The sequence below is a fragment of the Streptosporangium sp. NPDC002544 genome (assembly GCF_040295965.1).
Lineage (GTDB): Bacteria > Actinomycetota > Actinomycetes > Streptosporangiales > Streptosporangiaceae > Streptosporangium.
On sequence record NZ_JBEOWJ010000037.1, the window covers coordinates 13,835 to 31,399 of the forward strand.

The 17,565-nt window shown below is 71.2% G+C and carries 18 protein-coding genes; 10 read left to right on the forward strand and 8 right to left on the reverse strand.

Annotated features, from left to right (window positions below):
- On the reverse strand, positions 1–220 hold a 220-nt coding region (locus tag ABT061_RS39505), incomplete at its 3' end, for a hypothetical protein (RefSeq protein WP_350927855.1).
- Positions 221–301: 81 nt separating this feature from the next.
- Between ABT061_RS39505 and ABT061_RS39510 the strand changes: the two genes are divergently transcribed.
- On the forward strand, positions 302–1,255 hold the full coding sequence (locus tag ABT061_RS39510; protein WP_350927857.1) for an adenosylcobinamide-GDP ribazoletransferase: 954 nt from the start codon (positions 302–304) through the stop codon (positions 1,253–1,255).
- A gap of 156 nt (positions 1,256–1,411) precedes the next feature.
- On the opposite strand, the gene ABT061_RS39515 is transcribed toward ABT061_RS39510, so the two are convergent.
- Genes ABT061_RS39515 through ABT061_RS39525 form a run of 3 tightly spaced genes read right to left on the reverse strand, consistent with a single transcriptional unit; the run spans position 1,412 to position 3,770 of the window.
- Positions 1,412–2,335 carry a CPBP family intramembrane glutamic endopeptidase gene (locus ABT061_RS39515; protein ID WP_350927859.1) on the reverse strand — a complete coding sequence of 308 codons (924 nt, stop codon included), beginning with the start codon at positions 2,333–2,335 and terminating at the stop codon, positions 1,412–1,414.
- A 54-nt stretch (positions 2,336–2,389) separates the two neighbouring features.
- A complete protein-coding gene (locus tag ABT061_RS39520) occupies positions 2,390–3,385 on the reverse strand; it encodes an SdpI family protein (protein WP_350927861.1) in 996 nt (331 codons plus the stop codon).
- A 37-nt stretch (positions 3,386–3,422) separates the two neighbouring features.
- The gene (locus ABT061_RS39525; RefSeq protein WP_350927863.1) at positions 3,423–3,770 is read right to left on the reverse strand and encodes a GntR family transcriptional regulator; all 348 of its coding nucleotides are present in this window, start codon (positions 3,768–3,770) and stop codon (positions 3,423–3,425) included.
- Positions 3,771–3,896: 126 nt separating this feature from the next.
- Between ABT061_RS39525 and ABT061_RS39530 the strand changes: the two genes are divergently transcribed.
- From ABT061_RS39530 to ABT061_RS39570, 9 genes are all read left to right on the forward strand, one after another.
- Positions 3,897–5,405: a leucyl aminopeptidase gene (locus tag ABT061_RS39530; protein WP_502991575.1), complete on the forward strand. Its 1,509-nt coding sequence runs from the start codon at positions 3,897–3,899 to the stop codon at positions 5,403–5,405.
- A 197-nt stretch (positions 5,406–5,602) separates the two neighbouring features.
- Positions 5,603–6,982 carry a dihydrolipoyl dehydrogenase gene (gene lpdA, locus ABT061_RS39535; RefSeq protein ID WP_350927867.1) on the forward strand — a complete coding sequence of 460 codons (1,380 nt, stop codon included), beginning with the start codon at positions 5,603–5,605 and terminating at the stop codon, positions 6,980–6,982.
- 36 nt (positions 6,983–7,018) lie between these two features.
- Entirely contained in the window at positions 7,019–8,467 is a 1,449-nt protein-coding gene (gene sucB / locus ABT061_RS39540) for a 2-oxoglutarate dehydrogenase, E2 component, dihydrolipoamide succinyltransferase (protein WP_350927869.1), read from the forward strand.
- Between the two features lie 371 nt (positions 8,468–8,838).
- A complete protein-coding gene (locus ABT061_RS39545) occupies positions 8,839–9,735 on the forward strand; it encodes a TIGR01777 family oxidoreductase (protein ID WP_350927871.1) in 897 nt (298 codons plus the stop codon).
- Positions 9,736–9,773: 38 nt separating this feature from the next.
- Complete coding sequence (locus tag ABT061_RS39550; protein ID WP_350927873.1) at positions 9,774–10,511, forward strand: Type 1 glutamine amidotransferase-like domain-containing protein; 738 nt, start codon at positions 9,774–9,776, stop codon at positions 10,509–10,511.
- Positions 10,512–10,539: 28 nt separating this feature from the next.
- A complete protein-coding gene (gene lipB / locus ABT061_RS39555) occupies positions 10,540–11,217 on the forward strand; it encodes a lipoyl(octanoyl) transferase LipB (RefSeq protein ID WP_350927876.1) in 678 nt (225 codons plus the stop codon).
- A gap of 117 nt (positions 11,218–11,334) precedes the next feature.
- Entirely contained in the window at positions 11,335–12,264 is a 930-nt protein-coding gene (gene lipA, locus ABT061_RS39560; RefSeq protein WP_350927878.1) for a lipoyl synthase, read from the forward strand.
- A 514-nt stretch (positions 12,265–12,778) separates the two neighbouring features.
- Positions 12,779–13,459 (forward strand): DUF4191 domain-containing protein, encoded by a 681-nt coding sequence (locus tag ABT061_RS39565; protein WP_350927880.1) that lies wholly within the window; start codon positions 12,779–12,781, stop codon positions 13,457–13,459.
- Positions 13,459–14,253: a class I SAM-dependent methyltransferase gene (locus ABT061_RS39570; RefSeq protein ID WP_350927882.1), complete on the forward strand. Its 795-nt coding sequence runs from the start codon at positions 13,459–13,461 to the stop codon at positions 14,251–14,253. Before ABT061_RS39565 ends, ABT061_RS39570 begins: the two co-directional genes overlap by 1 nt.
- A 152-nt stretch (positions 14,254–14,405) precedes the next feature.
- On the opposite strand, the gene ABT061_RS39575 is transcribed toward ABT061_RS39570, so the two are convergent.
- The 4 genes from ABT061_RS39575 to ABT061_RS39590 all read right to left on the reverse strand — a co-directional run bounded on the left by ABT061_RS39575 (position 14,406) and on the right by ABT061_RS39590 (position 17,549).
- Positions 14,406–15,533: a serine hydrolase domain-containing protein gene (locus tag ABT061_RS39575; protein ID WP_350927884.1), complete on the reverse strand. Its 1,128-nt coding sequence runs from the start codon at positions 15,531–15,533 to the stop codon at positions 14,406–14,408.
- Between the two features lie 115 nt (positions 15,534–15,648).
- Positions 15,649–15,954, reverse strand: coding sequence for a cupin domain-containing protein (locus ABT061_RS39580; RefSeq protein ID WP_350927886.1), 306 nt, complete (start codon positions 15,952–15,954; stop codon positions 15,649–15,651).
- Positions 15,951–16,988, reverse strand: coding sequence for an RNA polymerase subunit sigma-70 (locus ABT061_RS39585; protein WP_350927888.1), 1,038 nt, complete (start codon positions 16,986–16,988; stop codon positions 15,951–15,953). The genes ABT061_RS39580 and ABT061_RS39585 overlap by 4 nt, the downstream gene beginning before the upstream one ends.
- Before the next feature lie 99 nt (positions 16,989–17,087).
- Positions 17,088–17,549 (reverse strand): RDD family protein, encoded by a 462-nt coding sequence (locus ABT061_RS39590; RefSeq protein ID WP_350927890.1) that lies wholly within the window; start codon positions 17,547–17,549, stop codon positions 17,088–17,090.
- Positions 17,550–17,565 lie beyond the last annotated feature (16 nt).

Sequence of the window (17,565 nt, forward strand, 5' to 3'; positions counted from 1 at the left end):
GATCCGGATCGAAGAACACCACCGCCGCTCCTCCCCCTGAGCCCGCGTTCCATGAGAGAACCCCGAGGATCCGGATCGAAGAACACCACCGCCGCTCCTCCCCCTGAGCCCGCGTTCCATGAGAGAACCCCGAGGATCCGGATCGAAGAACACCACCGCCGCTTCTCCCCCTGAGCCCGCGTTCCATGAGAGAACTCCAAGGGTCCGGATCGAAGAACACCACCGCCTCCCACTCCGCCTGGCCCTCACCGCCTGGGAGCGCCCCGGGCATCCGGGAGGAGGAGGGCTATGATCTGCGGTCATGCCCGCGCCCCCGCCTCCCGACAGGTCGTCGACGTTCGCCGACGGGGTGCGTCTCGCGATCGGCACGCTGAGTGTGTTCCCGGTCCGGCCCGGGGTGGTCGACCGCCGGGCGGGGGGTGTCGCGATGGCGATGGCCCCGCTGGTGGGGGCGGCGCTCGGGGCCGTCGCGGGGCTGGTGCTGGCGATGGCGCTCTGGCTGGGTATGACGCCGCTTCCGGCATCGGTGCTGGCCGTGGCGGTCCTCGCACTGCTCACCCGGGGGCTGCACCTGGACGGGCTTGCCGATCTCGCCGACGGGCTGGGCAGCGGGAAACCCGCCGAACGGGCACTGGAGATCATGAAACGGTCCGACATCGGCCCGTTCGGGGTGGTGACCCTGGTCTGCACCCTGCTACTCCAGGTGGCGGCCCTGTCGGAACTCACCTACGCGGGGCTGGGCCCGATCGTCCTGGTCACCGCCTGCGCGGCCGGGCGGCTGGCCCTCACCTGGGCCTGCCGAGCGGGTGTCCCCCCGGCCCGGCCCGACGGGCTCGGCGCGATGGTCGCGGGCACCGTGCGACGGAGCGTCGCGGTGGGCATGACCGTGCTGGTGCTCGCGGGATCGGCCGCGCTGCTCTTCCCGCGTGACGCCGGCGCCTTCGACCTCCGGTCGCCCTCTTCTCCGCTCCTCGGCCCTTATCAGGACGACCACGGGCTCACCTCGGGGATCGACTCGCTCTCCGGCTCCGGGGGAACCGCACTGGCCGGCCTCAGCGACCTTGTTCCCGGGCTGGGGAGCCTCTCCGCCTCCTGGGGGCTCCCGGCGGCCGTACTCCTCGGGTTGCTGGCGGCCTGGGTGGTGCGGCGCAGAGCGGTGCGCCGGCTCGGCGGCATCACCGGGGACGTGCTGGGAGCCCTGGTCGAGATCACCACCGTCACGGCACTGCTGGTGAGCACGGTACTCGTGAGCTGACCTTCCGGCCTCGTCCGGCCGTGCCAGATCCTGCGGACCTGCCTGATCCGGCGGACCCGGCGGGTTTGACCAGAGCAGCCGGATTCGGTGAATCGGGCGGACCTGACAGCGGAGACTCATCGGTGAGGGCACCGGGAGCATTCCTCTCCTCAGATCTCAGTCGGCGGCCTGGGGCTGTGGCTCGATCGGCCAGCGTTTGATCACCAGCGCGAAGACCGCGGCCAGCAGCGCCGAGCCGACCAGCCCGGTGATCCCCGCGACGGCCAGGTTGGGCGGATCGGCCGCGTTACCGACGAGCAGGGTCAGGCCCGCGGAGGCGTTCAGGGAGCCGTGCCCGACGACCGCGGGCCAGACACTCCCGGAGTAGAGACGGAGCCAGCCGAGCAGCGCCCCGAAGACCACGCAGAACACGATGAACATCGGTGCCGCCCACGCACCCAGCTCGGGGTAGTTGTATCCGCGCAGGGTGAGCGGGAAATGCCAGACTCCCCAGATCAGCCCGGAGACCAGGAGCGCCCGCCAGGTGCCGAGCGTCATCAGACGGGGCAGCAGCCAGCCCCGCCACCCCCACTCCTCTCCGAATGCCGCGATCGAGTTGATCAGCGGAGCGACCAGGAGGATCGACACGACCTGCACGGCCGCCAGGACTCCTGGCTCCACCGGGAGCGATCGGCCCGGAGAGGCCGCCGCCAGGTTCTCGCGGAACAGGCTGAGCCCCCACAGGTCGACGGAGAGCAGGCCGAGGGTGGCGCTGAGCGCGATCGCGACGACTACCAGCAGAGGGGTCCCGAACCAGGCCAGCGCGACGAGCGCGAGCGTGCGCCCGCGACGCTCCCCCATCCACAGGCCGGTCCGCCCGGCCCACTCACGCCAGGTGGTGGCGGGTTCCCCAAGCCGCCTGCCCCAAAGCCGGACGGCGAGGACGCCCAGCGTCGGGGTGAACATCATCGCCACCCCGATCGCCGTGAACACGGGCGCACCGATCTGCGCGCCCATCAGCCAGAGAGGAAGGGCGAACAGCCAGGACAGGCCGAACGCGACGAGCAGAAACAACCACAGATCAGTGGATCGGCGGGGCATGAGACCAACTTCCAATGCTCGGTCTTCGGGGGACAAGGGCCGCGAAGGTGGAGATCAACGGGCTCCGGGACCGGTGGACGCCCTGGCCACGAGGGTGTTCAGCAAGGCGGCGCCATTCTCGGCGTCGTCGATCGAGACGGCGAGGCGACCGCCGGAGACGTAGCCCACCACAAGGCACTCCCCGCCACGGAGCATGACCGTCACAGCCCCCGGCAGGCCCCGGATGCCCCACCCTCCGACATTGGACGGGAACAGTTCCTCCGACCAGGCCCGCTCCACTTTCGCGATCGGGATGCGCTTGCGGGGCAGGCGGAGCGGCCCGTAGAAGAGCACGACGCCCTCCTCGGTGATCTGCACCCGCACCGAACTGAAGGTCACGGCCACCAGGCCGGCGAGAAACGTGATCACCGCGGGGGTCCAGAGCATCCCGTCGCCGCCGACCAGGGCGACGACCGCGAGCCCCGTCCCCACCGCCAGGACGGAGCCGCCGATCGCGGCGAGCAGTCCGCTGCGCACGGAGGAGACCCACACAGCGCGCTGGCCAGGGCGGAGCGGGAACCTCCGGGAGGTGGCCGCGGCCCGCTCCGGCTGGTCGTCGGGTCCCGGACGGGCGGCGAGACCACCGAGCCAGCCGCCGAGCACCAGCCCTGCGACCGCGAGCAGCGCGGTCCACCCCAGGTGACCGGCCTGCCGCCAGTCGGGAGCGTCGAGGTTGGCCGCCAGCGTGACCGCCTGCAGCCCCAGGAAGAACAGGCCTGTGCCGCCCAGCAGGGCGCCGAGCGCCATGCGGCTCGCCCTGCGCCTGAGCGTCGTGGCGTTGACGAGCGCGGCCACGCAGGCCCCGCCCCCGATCAGCACCCACATGCCCACCTCGAACAGCAGCGAGGCGGTGAACGACATCGAGCGGTCGGGGGCACCGGACGGGCCCCAGTGCATGGCGACGGGGTCGGGCATCCGCTCCCGGAGCATCAGCGGCGCGACGACCAGGGTGGCGGCCACCAGCGCGAACCAGGCTGCGGCCGTGGAAAGGAAACGGGCTCGCAGGCCCACATCGATCACTCCTTCAAAGGACCGGGTCCAGACCCGGTCATGACAGTTCCCTGATGAGCTCGATGACGTCGTCGTGCCGGTAGCCGTACTGGACCGCCTCGGCGAGCAGGGAGCGCAGCTTCTCCTCGATGACACTGCGCGGGTTGGGGCGGCTGAGCACGCTCACGCCGCGGCCGCGGCGGAACTCCAGCACCCCCTCGTCACGCAGATCCCGCAGGGCACGCAGCACCGTGTTGGCGTTGATGCCCAGCGCGGCGGCAAGATCGCGCGCCGGCGGGAGCCGGTCTCCCCGGGCGTAGGACCCCTCGGCGACGGCACGTCTGATCGCCTCGGCGACCTGCTCGTGCAGTGGCCGAGGATCGTTCATATCCAGGGTGAGCAACATAGTGCTAGCGACATTAGCACCATCCCTCTCGATGGTGCCACTCCCGATAGCACCATCGAACGACGCGATTCGTAGGACGAACCCTCGTTTATGAGTACTGCGCAAGCCCGACTAGCATCGGCTTGTGTGACCACTGTGCGGCTGACCCCAACTGACAATGCTGTCTCGTTCGATACCGACGCACTGGTCGTCGGCGTCCATACCGGACCGGACGGCCTGCTCCCCGCTCCCGGGGCCGACGGCCTCGATCAGGCTCTCGGCGGCAGGCTCACCGCCACGCTCGGCAGTGTGGGCGCCAAGGGGAAGCCCGGCGAGATCTCCAAGATCCCCACTTTCGGCGCGCTGACCGCACCCCTGCTGGTCGTCGTCGGCCTGGGCGACGTCCCCGAGAACGGCTACGACGCCGAGTCCCTGCGCCGTGCCGCGGGCACCGCGGTCCGCGCCCTGGCCGGCACCGGCCGGGTGGCGCTGGCCCTGCCCACCACGAGCGCCGAGCACGCCGGCGCCGTCGCCCTGGGCGGCCTGCTCGGCGCGTACTCCTTCACCAGGTACCGGACCGCCGACGAGCCGAGCGCCCCGGTGGCCGAGCTGGCCGTGCTGACCGACGCCGAGGGCGCCGAGGCCGCGGTCGGGCGCGCCGGCACGCTGGCCGAGTCGGTCTCGCTCGTCCGCGACCTGGTCAACACCCCGCCTTCCGACCTGTGGCCCGCGCGCTTCGCCGAGATCGCCGAGCAGGTGGGCGGCGAGGCCGGCCTGTCGGTCGAGGTCCTGGACGAGAAGGCGCTCAAGGAGGGCGGCTACGGCGGCATCGTCGCCGTCGGCCAGGGATCGGCGAACCCGCCCCGCCTGGTACGCCTCGCCTACAGCCACCCCGAGGCCGAAAAGAAGCTCGCCTACGTCGGCAAGGGCATCACCTTCGACTCGGGCGGCCTGTCGCTCAAGCCGTCGGCCGCGATGGACTGGATGAAGTCGGACATGGGCGGCGCGGGCGCCGTCCTCGGCGCGATGCTCGCGATCGCGAGGCTGGGCCTGAAGGTCAACGCGGTCGGCTACCTCTGCCTGGCCGAGAACATGCCGAGCGGCACCGCGCAGCGTCCCTCCGACGTGTTCACCAGCTTCGCGGGCAAGACGGTCGAGGTGCTCGACACCGACGCCGAGGGCCGCCTGGTCCTGATCGACGGCATCGCCCGCGCCGGTCAGGACGACCCCGACGTGATCGTCGACGTCGCCACGCTCACCGGCGCGCAGATCGTCGCGCTGGGCTGGCGGACGGCGGGCGTCATGGCCAACGACGACGACCTCCGGGCCGAGATCGTCGCGACGGCGGGCGCGCAGGGCGAGGCCGCGTGGCCCATGCCCCTGCCCGACGAGCTCCGCAAGGGGCTCGACTCGCCCGTGGCCGACATCGCCAACCTGCACCCCGAGCGTTTCGGCGGGATGCTCACGGCGGCGATCTTCCTGCGGGAATTCGTGCCGGACGGTGTCCGTTGGGCACACATTGACATGGCCGGTCCCGCCTTCAACAAGGGAGAGCCGCACGGCTACACGCCGAAGGGCGGTACCGGGGCGGTCACCCGGACGCTCGTCGGCCTGGCCGAGCGCTACGCGACCGGGGCCGCCCAGGCGTCGGCGTAGCCGCGCATGCGGGTCACAAGCAACGCAGACAGATGAAAAGATGCGGTTGTCGGTGCCGGGCCAAGGGCGGGCACCGACTGGGCGCCGAGCCGAGTCAGCCGGCGGCGTGGATGCGATCGAGGATCCGCGCGGCCGGCCAGGGCACGGAAGGGGCGCGACCGTGAACACGGTATTCCAATCCGACAAGGAGCTTTCCTGTGGCTGATGGCAGCGGCCCCTACGACATCGTCGTCCTGGGGGGCGGTAGCGGCGGGTATGCCTGCGCTCTGCGGGCGGCCGAACTGGGCAAGACGGTCGCGCTGATCGAGAGAGACAAGATCGGCGGCACCTGCCTGCACCGGGGGTGCATTCCCACCAAGGCGCTTCTGCACTCCGCGGAGGTCGCCGACGAGACGCGGGAAAGCGCGACCTACGGCGTCAAGGCCCGTTTCGAGGGCATCGACGTGCCCGCGGTCCACGCGTTCAAGGACAAGATCGTCAATCGCGCCTGGAAGGGCGTGCAGGGCCTTCTCAAGAGCAAGGGCATCACGATCATCGAGGGTGAGGGCCGTCTCGCGGGCCCGAACCGGGTGGCCGTGGGCTCCGAGATCTACGAGGGCCGCAACATCGTGCTGGCGACCGGCTCCGCGCCCAGGTCCCTTCCCGGCCTGGAGATCGACGGCGAGCGTGTCATCACCAGCGAGCACGCGCTCAAGCTCGACCGGGTGCCCACCTCCGTGGTCGTCCTGGGCGGCGGCGTCATCGGCGTGGAGTTCGCCAGCGTCTGGCGCTCCTTCGGCGCCGAGGTGACGATCGTCGAGGCCCTGCCGCACCTGCTGCCGCTGGAGGAGGAGTCGAGCTCCAAGCTGCTCGAGCGTTCCTTCCGCCGCCGCGGCATCAAGCAGGAGCTGGGCGTCTTCTTCGAGGGCGTCAAGACCACCGACACCGGCGTGGTCGTCAGCCTGGCCAACGGCAAGACCCTGGACGCCGAGCTGCTGCTCGTCGCGGTCGGCCGCGGCGCGGTCTCCGCGGGCATGGGCTTCGAGGAGGCGGGTGTCGCCATCGAGCGCGGCACCGTCACCGTGAACGAGTTCTGCCAGACCAGCGTGCCCGGCGTGTACGCGGTCGGCGACCTCATCCCGACCCTGCAGCTCGCCCACGCGGGCTTCGCCGAGGGCATCCTGGTGGCCGAGCACATCGCGGGGCTGAACCCCGTGCCGATCGACTACGACGGCGTGCCGCGGATCACCTACTCCGATCCCGAGGTCGCCTCGGTGGGCATCACCTCCGCCCAGGCCAGGGAGCGCGGCCACGAGATCGTCGAGTTCACCTACGACCTCGCGGGCAACCCCAAGAGCCAGATCCTGCAGACGCAGGGCGCTGTCAAGATCATCTCGGCGAAGAACGGCCCGGTGCTCGGCGTGCACATGGTCGGCCGTCGCATCGGCGAGCTCGTGACCGAGGGGCAGCTGATCTACAACTGGGAGGCCCTGCCCTCCGAGGTCGCCCAGCTCATCCATGCCCACCCGACCCAGTCCGAGGCCGTCGGCGAGGCGATGCTGGCGCTGGCCGGCAAGCCGCTCCACGTCCACAACTAACGTAAGCCCTCACTCGGAACGCGAGAGAAGACACCAATGCCGAAGTCCGTACAGATGCCCCAGCTCGGTGAGAGCGTCACGGAGGGCACCGTCACCCGTTGGCTGAAGAAGGAGGGCGAGCGCGTCGAGGCCGACGAGCCGCTTCTCGAAGTCTCCACCGACAAGGTCGACACCGAGATCCCGTCTCCGGCCGCGGGCATCCTCACGAAGATCGTGGTGGCCGAGGACGAGACAGTCGAGGTCGGCGCCGAGCTCGCCGTCATCGACGAGAACGGCACCGAGGGCGCCGCCCCGGCGCAGGAGGCGGCCCCCGAGCCGGAGCCCGAGCCCGAGCCGGTCCCCCAGCAGCAGGCACAGCCGGTCTCCTCGATCCCGCAGCCCGCCCCGCAGGCCCCCGCCCCGGCGCAGGCCCCCGTTCCCGCGCCAGCCCCGGCACCGGCACCGGCCCTCCAGGCCGTCCAGACCTCCCCGGCCGCGCCGCCGTCCCCGATCGCGACAGCACCGGCCGCCGAGCCCGCCGGTGAGAGCCCGTACGTCACCCCGCTGGTGCGCAAGCTCGCCAGCGAGCACGGCGTCGACCTCGACTCGCTGAACGGCACCGGCGTCGGCGGTCGCATCCGCAAGCAGGACGTGCTGGAAGCGGCCCGCGACCAGCGCGAGCGGGCCGCGGCGGCCCAGGCCCCGGCCCCGCAGGCCGCCGCCCCGGCTCCGGCGGCCGCCCCCGCGCAGGCTCCCGAGCCGGTCGCGGTGGACACCACGCTGCGCGGGCGTACCGAGAAGATGTCGCGGCTGCGCCAGACCATCGCCAAGCGCATGGTCGAGTCGCTGCAGGTCTCGGCCCAGCTCACCACCGTGGTCGAGGTCGACGTCACCAAGATCGCGCAGCTGCGCGACCGCGCGAAGGCCGAGTTCCAGCGGCGTGAGGGCGTCAAGCTCTCCTTCATGCCGTTCTTCGCCCTCGCCACGATCGAGGCGCTCAAGCAGCACCCGAAGCTGAACGCCACGATCAACAGCGAGACCAACGAGGTCACCTACTTCGACGCCGAGCACCTGGCCTTCGCGACGGACACCGAGCGCGGCCTGATCGTCCCGGTGATCAAGGACGCGGGCGACCTCAACATCGCCGGGCTGGCCCGTAAGATCGCCGATCTGGCCGAGCGCACCCGCACCAACAAGGTGAGCCCGGACGAGCTCGGCGGCGGCACGTTCACGCTGACCAACACCGGCAGCCGGGGCGCGCTGTTCGACACGCCGATACTCAACCAGCCGCAGGTCGGCATGCTGGGCACCGGCGCGGTCGTCAAGCGCCCGGTCGTCCTGGACACCGCCGAGGGCGAGGTCATCGCCGTCCGCTCGATGGTCTACCTCGCGCTCAGCTACGACCACCGCCTGGTCGACGGCGCCGACGCCGCCCGCTTCCTGACGACGATCAAGCGTCGCCTGGAGGAGGGCCGTTTCGAGAACCAGCTGGGCCTCAACGCCTAGTCACCGTTCCGCCTCCCCGGGCCGGTCCGCTCTCCGCGGACCGGCCCGGTCCGTTTATGAGCGGGATACGCCGGAGATCCGGCGTCCGGCCGGCGGCAGACAGGCTGTTGACGGCCGTTTCCAGCCGCCGCTACCGAGCCGCGGGAGAGAGTCTCATGGCGAGGACGGCGGCGACGAGCGAGAGCGCCCCAGTCGGCTCCATCAAAGGTGCCCCCCGAAGTCTCCCTTGCCGCCGCGCAGTGCCCAGTCCACGTGCTCCTCTCCGTGCGTCTTTCTCTCAGCGGCACGCCGGCACCCGTCTTTCGCTCCCGACGCATCCGGTGACCCCGGCCTCCCGAAGATCGCAGGGGAGGTCGACTAGATTGGACAACATGGCGATCATCGTGACCGGGTCCTCTGGCCTGCTTGGATCGGCTCTGGTCAAGGCTCTGCGGGCCGACGACACCCGGGTGGTCAGGTTGGTACGGCGGGCGCCGCAGGGCGTCGACGAGGCGTTCTGGAACCCGGGCAAAGGGCTCATCGACCCGGCGGCCCTGCAGGGCGCGCGGGCCGTGGTCCATCTCGCCGGGGCGGGGATCGGCGACCGGCGCTGGAACGACGACGTCAAGCGCGAACTGGTCCGCAGCCGGGTCGAGGGGACCAGGACGCTGGTGAAAGCGCTGACGGAGCTGCCGGACAGGCCCCCGACGCTGCTGTCGGCGTCCGCGATCGGCTACTACGGGGACACCGGGGACCGCGAGGTGGACGAGACGGCCCCACCGGGCGAGGGATTCCTCTCGCAGGAGGTGGTGGTGCCCTGGGAGGCCGAGACGGTACCCGCCGAGGAGGCGGGCATCCGGGTGGCCCGGCTCCGTACCGGCCTGGTGCTGAGCGGCGCGGGCGGCATGCTGGCGAAGATCCTGCCGATCTTCAAGCTGGGGCTGGGAGCGCCCCTGGGCTCGGGAGAGCAGTACTGGTCCTGGATATCGATCGACGACTGGGTGCACGCCGTACTGCACATCCTGGACGACCCGGAGATCTCGGGCCCGGTCAACCTCACCGCGCCGCAGCCGGTCACCAACGCGGAGTTCACCAGGACGCTCGGGAAGGCCCTGCACCGGCCCACCATGCCGCTCGCCGTACCCGGATTCGCGCTGCGCACGGCCATCGGGGGGTTCGCGGAGGAGGGGGTGCTGACCGGGCAGCGGGTGCTGCCCCGGCGCCTTCTGGAGTCTGGTTACACGTTCCGGCATACGCGCCTCAGTGAGGCGCTGGCCGCCGTACTCTAGGGTCCCTGTTTCCGCCGAAGCCGTCGAAGAGGTCATGTATGCGTAGTTCTGGGCAGTCTCACATCGTTGCCATCGGAGGCGGTTCGTTCCGCCCGTCCGAGCGCTACGGGTTCATAGAGGCGAGCGCGCTGCTGCGGTACGCCCTCGACCTGACCGGCCAGGACCGGCCGAAGCTGGGCCTGCTCGCCACCGCCACCGGCGACGACGCCGACTGGCTGCTGAAGATGTACGGCGCCTTCCGCGAGTGGGACGTCGAGGTCAGCCACCTGACCGTGTTCCCGATGCCCAACGTCGAGGATCCGCGCGAGTGGGTGCTCGGCCAGGACGTCATCTACGTCAGCGGCGGCAGCGTGGCCAACCTGGCGGCCCTGTGGCGGCTGCACGGCCTGGACGAGATCTTCGAGGAGGCGTGGCGGGCCGGCGTGGTGCTGAGCGGCCAGAGCGCCGGGGCGCTCTGCTGGCACGTGGGCGGCAACACCGACTCCTTCGGCCCGGCGCTGCGGGTGTGGTCCGACGGCCTGGGCCTGCTGCCCCACTCGTGCGGCGTCCACTACGACTCCGACCCGCAGCGCCGCGCGCTGCTGCACGAGGCGGTGGCCTCGGGCGAGTTGCCGGGGGGCTACGCGGCGGACGAGGGCGTGGCGCTGCACTACGTGGGCACCGAGTTCATCCAGGCCGTCAGCGTGCAGCCGGGCGCCTACGCCTACAAGGTCGAGCACGACGGGGCCGGCGGGGCCAAGGAGTTCCGCATCGAGCCTCGGCTTCTCACGTCGTGACCACGAACGGGTCAACTACTCTTGAGACGTGAGTGACCTGGCAATCGTCCGTCTTGGCGTTGACTTCCCCTATGAGCAGGCCTGGGATCTTCAGCGGCGCATCCACGCACGCCGCGTGGCCGAGGAGATTCCCGACACCTGCCTGATGCTCGAGCACGCGCCGGTCTACACGGCGGGAAAACGAACCGCGCCGCACGAGCGGCCCTCCGACGGCACTCCCGTCGTCGAGGTCGACCGGGGCGGCCGGATCACCTGGCACGGTCCCGGCCAGCTGGTCGGCTACCCGATCGTCAGGCTCGGCGGCCCGCTCGACGTGAACGCCTACGTGAGGCTCCTGGAGGAGACCCTGGTGGCCGTCTGCGCCGACTTCGGGGTGCAGGCGGGCCGAGTCCAGGGGCGTGGCGGCGTCTGGGTGGCCGGAGACCCCTCGCACGGCCTGCCGGACAGGAAGGTCGGGGCCATCGGCATCCGGGTCTCGAGCGGCGTCACGATGCACGGGTTCGCGCTCAACTGCTCCAACGACCCGAGCTGGTACAACCGGATCGTCCCGTGCGGCATCAGCGACGCCGGGGTCTCCTCGCTGTCCGCCGAGACCGGCAGGCGGATCGTGGTCGACGAGGTCCTGCCGTACGCCGAGAAGCACCTGGCGGAGGCGCTCGGCGCGCGGGCCTTCGAGTTACCCGAGGAGGACCTGTTCCGGCGCTGAACCCCGGGGCCTCGCGGCTCGCGGCGGGACATAAGCTGGACAGGTGAGCGAGCGTGATGACATTTACCCCACCTCGACGTGTAACACCTCGGTCCCTCGACCGACGAAGGAGCTCGCATGACCGTCGCACCCGAAGGGCGCAAGCTCCTCCGCCTGGAGGTCCGCAACGCCGAGACCCCCATCGAGAAGAAGCCCGAATGGATCAAGACCAGGTTCAGGACGGGCCCGAACCACACCGAGCTGCGGGCGCTGGTCAAACGCGAAGGGCTGCACACGGTCTGTCAGGAGGCCGGATGCCCCAACATCTCCGAGTGCTGGGAGGACCGCGAGGCCACCTTCCTCATCGGCGGCGACCAGTGCACCCGGCGGTGTGACTTCTGCCAGATCGACACCGGCAAGCCCAAGGCGTACGACACCGACGAGCCGCGCCGCGTGGCCGACTCGGTGCGGCAGATGGGCCTCAACTACGCGACCGTGACCGGTGTCGCCCGCGACGACCTGCCCGACGGCGGCGCGTGGCTGTACGCGGAGACCGCGCGGCAGATCCACGCGCTGCTGCCCGGCTGCGGCGTCGAGCTGCTGGTGCCCGACTTCAACGGCGACCAGGCCCAGCTGGAGGAGGTCTTCTCCGCCAGGCCCGAGGTGTTCGCGCACAACGTCGAGACCGTGCCGCGGATCTTCAAGCGCATCCGGCCCGCCTTCCGTTACGAGCGCTCCCTGGAAGTGATCACCAAGGCCCGCCAGGCCGGCCTGGTGACCAAGTCCAACCTGATCCTCGGCATGGGCGAGGATCGCGAGGAGGTCGTCCAGGCCATGCGCGACCTGCACGAGGCCGGGTGCGACCTGCTCACCGTGACCCAGTACCTGCGGCCCACCCCGCGCCACCACCCCGTCGACCGCTGGGTGAAGCCGGAGGAGTTCGTGGAGCTGGGCAAGGAGGCGGAGGCCATCGGTTTCGCCGGGGTCCTGTCAGGGCCGCTGGTTCGCTCCTCCTACCGGGCGGGCCGCCTGTACAAGCAGGCGGTCGAGGCCCGCCAGCACGCCTGAGCGGCCCGGCCTCACAGGCTGTGGAAACCGGAGGAACCCCGCTCGCGAGCGGGGTTCCTCCAGTTGCGGCGCCGGAGGTGCCCGCCTTTTAACGGTGTCGCCGCCGGACCTACCGAGCCGCCGGTCGCCGCTCGACCCGCCAGGCGTAGGAGACCGGGACGGCGCGGGGTTCTCCGTGCCGTCCACGCCGGTGGGTTCGCCGGTGAAGTGGGCGGGGCCCAGGTCGTCTCGCAGTCGCCGAACATTCATACGCCTGTGCCGCATGAGCATGTGCGGCACAGGCGGAATCCCCGGGCTTCAGCCCGGGGAGCGCGTCAAACCGACTGGTCCTACGACTCCGTCACCCTCACCGGGAAGACCGTGACCGGGTAGTCCAGGTAAAAGTCGGCAGGATCGTCTCTCCCGGCGGTACCGGCCTTTCCGGCACTCCGCGGCCTTCGGCCCCGGTGCCGGAACCGGGGCCGGGCAGGTCACGTTTTCACTTCTTGAGCCATGGATTTGTATCCTTCAGAACATGGCCAAGAAGCCCGAAGACTCAGAGCGCCCGGGGCGCATCAAGCAACTCCGTATGATCTCGAAGATCATCAAGGAGGCCAACCCCAAGGGGATGCCGATCGTCTACGCCTCGGCGCTGGGCACGCTCGCGCTGTTCGTGGTGATCGGCCTGGTCACGGGCTGGTTCTGGTACCTGCTCTTCATCGGGATCCTGCTGGCCCTGACCGTCGGACTGGTGGTGTTCGGCCAGCTCGCCCAGAAGGCGCAGTACTCCATGCTGCACGGGCAGGTCGGCGCCGCCGCCGCGATCCTGCAGGGCATGCGCGGCAACTGGGAGGTCACCCCGGCCGTCGCGGTCACCCGCGACCAGGACATCGTGCACCGCGTGGTCGGCTACCCGGGCATCATCCTGGTCTCGGAGGGGCCGGGCAGCCGGGTGCAGAAGATGCTGGTCGCCGAGAAGAAGCGCGTCCAGCGAGTCGCGCTGGACGTGCCCGTCTACGACATCCAGTCCGGTGACGGCGAGGGGCAGATCCCGCTGGCCAAGCTGCAGCGGCACCTGATGAAGCTGCCCCGCAACCTCAAGAAGCCCGCCCTGTACGAGATCAACAACCGGCTGAAGGCCCTGCCGCAGACGCTGCCGATGCCCAAGGGCCCGCTGCCGCGCGGCGCGAAGATGCCCCGCCCGAAGATGCGCTGATGGGCTCCGCCGGGGTGGGCCGCCACCGGGTGGACGCCGCGGCCACCTCCCGGGCCAACCGCGGCTGGTGGGACGGCGCCGCCGACGAGTACCAGGCCGAGCACGGGGAGTTCCTGCGCGACTCCGGGTTCGTCTGGTGTCCCGAGGGGCTGGACGAGGCCGACGCCCGCCTGCTGGGCGATGTCGCGGGCAAGGACGTGCTGGAGATCGGCTGCGGTGCCGGGCAGTGCGGGCGCTGGCTGGCCGGCCAGGGCGCCAGGGTCGCCGCCTTCGACCTGTCCTTCCGCCAGCTTCAGCATTCACGCCGGATCGACCTGGACGCGGGCGCCGCGCTCCCCGTGGTCCAGGCGGACGCCGAGGTCCTGCCCTTCGCCGACGGGGCGTTCGACCTGGCCTGCTCGGCCTACGGCGCGCTGCCGTTCGTGGCCGACGCCGGAGCCGTCCTCGCCGAGGTCCGCCGGGTGCTTCGCCCCGGGGGCCGCCTGGTCTTCTCGGTGAGCCACCCCGTCCGCTGGGCCTTCCCCGACGACCCCGGCCCCGCCGGGCTGACCTCCGACCGCTCCTACTTCGACCGCTCCGCGTACGTGGAGATCGGCGAGGACGGGCGTCCGTCCTACGTCGAGCACCATCGCACGATGGCCGACTGGGTCCACCTCATCACCGCCTCCGGGCTGGTGCTGCGGCACCTGACCGAGCCCGAGTGGCCGCCGGGCCACGACCGCGAGTGGGGCGGCTGGAGCCCGCTGCGCGGCCGCCACCTGCCCGGCACCGCGATCTTCACCTGCGCCCGGTAGCCGCGCACCCGGCGGCCGGGGCGGCACCCGTGTGCCCGCGACACGGATGGCACCCCGGCCTCCTTTCCCGCACGCCGGAGATCGTCACAGGTCGGCTGCCAGGTGAGATCCAATGCGCGGGCGGTCGTCCCGGACCGGCCGGGAACGCGGGCCTAGCGGCCGGCGTTCATGACGATCCGGCCGATCTCATCGAAGGTGCCGAAGTCACCGCCGGAGACCAGGTTCTTGGTCATGGCGATCGCGATCCCGGTGGCCGTGTCGGCGTAGGCGGCCGAGCCACCGCTGCCCGCCATCCCGAACAGGGTGGGGGCGTCGAGCAGTTCGGTGGCGCCGATGGCGTACCCGAGGGATCTGGTGGCCGGAGTGCCGGTGACCTCGTCCACCCCGGTCATCGCCACCTTGGTGATCTCTCGCAGCCGTTCCGGCGAGACGAGCCTGACGCCGTCCACCTCGCCCAGCAGAGCGGCGTACATGCGGGCCACGGCACGGGCGGACATGGTGCCGCCCGCCGGGATGTCGGAGGTCAGCACATCGGCGCGGTTGCCGAAACCGGCATCCGGCATCGCTGCCATCGGCGCCGCCGTGTAGCCGTCCACCACCCTGAAGAACGGTATGTCGGCGAACATCTCCGCGGACATCTCGAACTCGAAGTCGCTCGGCGCGTCCTCCAGCCGGGCCAGCCTGCCCAGCTCGGATTCCGGGACGCCGAAGAACAGCTCACCGGCCACCCCGAGCGGCCCGGCGACCTCCTCCCGCAGGACCTGCGAGATCGGCCTGCCGGTGCTCCGGCGGACGATCTCCCCGATGAGGTAACCGAACGACTGGGGGTGGTAGCCGGTCTTGGTGCCCGGCTCCCACCAGGGCTTGGCATCGGCGATCGCCGCGCACATCCCGTCCCAGTCGCACAGGTCCTCGGGCGTGGTCCCGGCGGGCACGCCGGGCACGCCCGTCGAGTGGGTCAGGGCGTGCCGCACCGTCGCACGTTCCTTGCCATGGGCGCCGAACTCAGGCCACAGCTCGACGATCGGCGTGTCGTAGCCGAGAACGCCCCGCTCCACGAGCACGTGCACCACGGTCGAGGTGACGCCCTTGCCGGTCGAGGCGCTGTAGAACGGCGTGTCCGGCGTGACGGGACGCCCGGTGGCCGGGTCGGCGACACCCGCGACGACGTCGACCACCAGGTCGCCGTGCCGGTACACGGCGACCTGCAGGCCCCGCTCGGTCCCGGACTCCACGAGCCTGTCGGCCGCCTCCTGGACCAGCTTCTGCATATCGCTCATGATCTTCCCTTCCGTGATCCAGTGTGTGACCGTTACGACGGCCGGAGGCGGCAAAAAGAATCGCTCCGGGGGGTGGTTCTCGGAAGTCCGGCCCCTGTCCCGCTGAGCCCGGGACTCAGCGGCGCCCGGGCCTGCGGGAGATCGCGAGCAGGACGGCGGGTTCCCGTCCCGGATTGTGCAGGGCTCGCACCGGCAGCCCGTCCAGCCACAGCACGTCGCCGCGCCGGAAGACCAGGCGATCACCGTCGGAGCAGACGAGCTCGATCCGTCCGCGCTCAAGCAGGACGATCGCGTCCCGCCATTCGGCTTCGGCCCGGTCCAGCGAGCCGCCGGGCTCGACGACGACCGTCCGTACCCGGAACGACGGCCCGAACCGCCCGGCCAACAAGGAGAGGGGCGGGTCCTCGCCGGTGCCCGTCACAGCGTCGAGGGGAGGCCGAACGCCGGGAAGACCTCGGCGCCGAAGGTGGTGATCTGGGTCACCAGCCCGCCCTCGACCCGCAGGACGCCGAGCCACGAGCCCTGGTACTCGGACTCGCCCGGACGCCTGAGGTAGGCCGCCGCGGCGGGTTGCCGGTTGGCACGGGTGGGCAGGACGCGCCAGTCACCCCACGCCTCGGGGCCGATCATCGCCGGGCGCCACGCCTCGACGATCGCCTCCCCGCCCAGGATCCAGATCGGGGCCGGCGGCATCGCCTGCCAGGCGTCCGCGCGCAGCACCCCGGCCAGGACCTCGGGATCCGCCTGCTCGACGGCGTCCATGTAGCGTCGCAGCGCCGCGCGTTCCTCCTCGGTCGGATCCGAGGAGGGCGCCCACTCCAGGCGCTGTGCGGGCAGGTGCTCCCGCATCGTCGACCGGGCCCGCTGCAGGGCGCTCTTCACCGCCGCGACGCTCACCTCCAGCAGCGCGGCGGCCTCCTGCGCCGACCAGCCGAGCACGTCGCGCAGGATCAGCACCACCCGCTGCCGGGGAGGCAGGTGCTGGATGGCGACCAGGAACGCCAGCTCGATCGTCTCCTTGGCGACCACCTCGGCGTCCGGCTCGGCGCCGGCGGGGGCGGGCGGCTCCAGGAGCCGGTCCGGGTACGGACGCAACCAGAAGACCTCGGTCGGCGACGGTGCGGACACGCCTGGAGTGGCCAGCACCGGCGCTTCACGCGGGCGTGGGCGGCGCGGGTGGCGGTCGAGGAAGTCCAGGCAGGCGTTGGTCGCGATCCGGTAGAGCCAGGCCCTGAAGGTAGAGCGCCCCTGGAAGCTCTCCCGCTTGCGCCAGGCGCGCAGGAACGTCTCCTGCACCAGGTCCTCCGACTCCTCGAAGGAGCCGAGCATCCGGTAGCAGTGCACCCGCAGCTCCCGCCGGTACCTCTCGACGAGTGTGCCGAACGCCGGCTCGTCACCCGCCAGCGCGGCGGCCAGGACCGCGCTCTCCTCCGGGCCCGCCTCTTCCTTGATCACAACGACGTTCCTCCCATACCGCGGCCCGCCCGGCGCGGGCGCCCACCGTTATGACGGCCGCCGGAGGGAAAAGGAATCGGCTGCGGGCGTGGGAACGCCTCAGAGGCGTACGACCACGGTGTTCGCCGCACGGTCGTGCAGGCCCCGCTGGTCGCGGTCCCAGATGAGGGCGGGCAGGGCCAGGCAGAGCAGGACGGTCCGTACCAGCACGGAGACGAACCCGGGGCGGCCGCCGCCGAGCGCGGCGACCCTGATGCCGAACAGGCGCATCCCGAAGGTCATCCCCATGGTGCCCACCAGCAGGAGGTATTCGGCGGCCAGGACCAGGATCGGGACCCAGGCCGAATGAGTGGGGTCGATCCGCAGGAGCCCCTGGGTGATGGCCCAGGTGCAGATCAGCCAGTCGACCACGATGGCGCCGAGCCTGCGGCCGAATCCGGCCACCGAGCCGCTGCCCTCCGCGGGCAGCCCGAGCCGCTCCCCCGGATACCCGAGGTCGACTCCGGCCGACCTGACGCCACCGAGCCAGGTCTGGGTCCAACGCGGCTGCTTGCTGCTCATGCCCCAACGGTAGCCG

Coding starts and splice junctions, on each gene's coding strand:
- ABT061_RS39545 (WP_350927871.1), top strand. CDS start 8,839: ATGGCGATCATCGTGACCGGGTCCTCTGGCCTGCTTGGATCGGCTCTG.
- ABT061_RS39550 (WP_350927873.1), top strand. CDS start 9,774: ATGCGTAGTTCTGGGCAGTCTCACATCGTTGCCATCGGAGGCGGTTCG.
- ABT061_RS39525 (WP_350927863.1), bottom strand. CDS start 3,770: ATGTTGCTCACCCTGGATATGAACGATCCTCGGCCACTGCACGAGCAG.
- ABT061_RS39570 (WP_350927882.1), top strand. CDS start 13,459: ATGGGCTCCGCCGGGGTGGGCCGCCACCGGGTGGACGCCGCGGCCACC.
- ABT061_RS39565 (WP_350927880.1), top strand. CDS start 12,779: ATGGCCAAGAAGCCCGAAGACTCAGAGCGCCCGGGGCGCATCAAGCAA.
- ABT061_RS39575 (WP_350927884.1), bottom strand. CDS start 15,533: ATGAGCGATATGCAGAAGCTGGTCCAGGAGGCGGCCGACAGGCTCGTG.
- sucB (WP_350927869.1), top strand. CDS start 7,019: ATGCCGAAGTCCGTACAGATGCCCCAGCTCGGTGAGAGCGTCACGGAG.
- lipA (WP_350927878.1), top strand. CDS start 11,335: ATGACCGTCGCACCCGAAGGGCGCAAGCTCCTCCGCCTGGAGGTCCGC.
- ABT061_RS39510 (WP_350927857.1), top strand. CDS start 302: ATGCCCGCGCCCCCGCCTCCCGACAGGTCGTCGACGTTCGCCGACGGG.
- ABT061_RS39590 (WP_350927890.1), bottom strand. CDS start 17,549: ATGAGCAGCAAGCAGCCGCGTTGGACCCAGACCTGGCTCGGTGGCGTC.
- ABT061_RS39515 (WP_350927859.1), bottom strand. CDS start 2,335: ATGCCCCGCCGATCCACTGATCTGTGGTTGTTTCTGCTCGTCGCGTTC.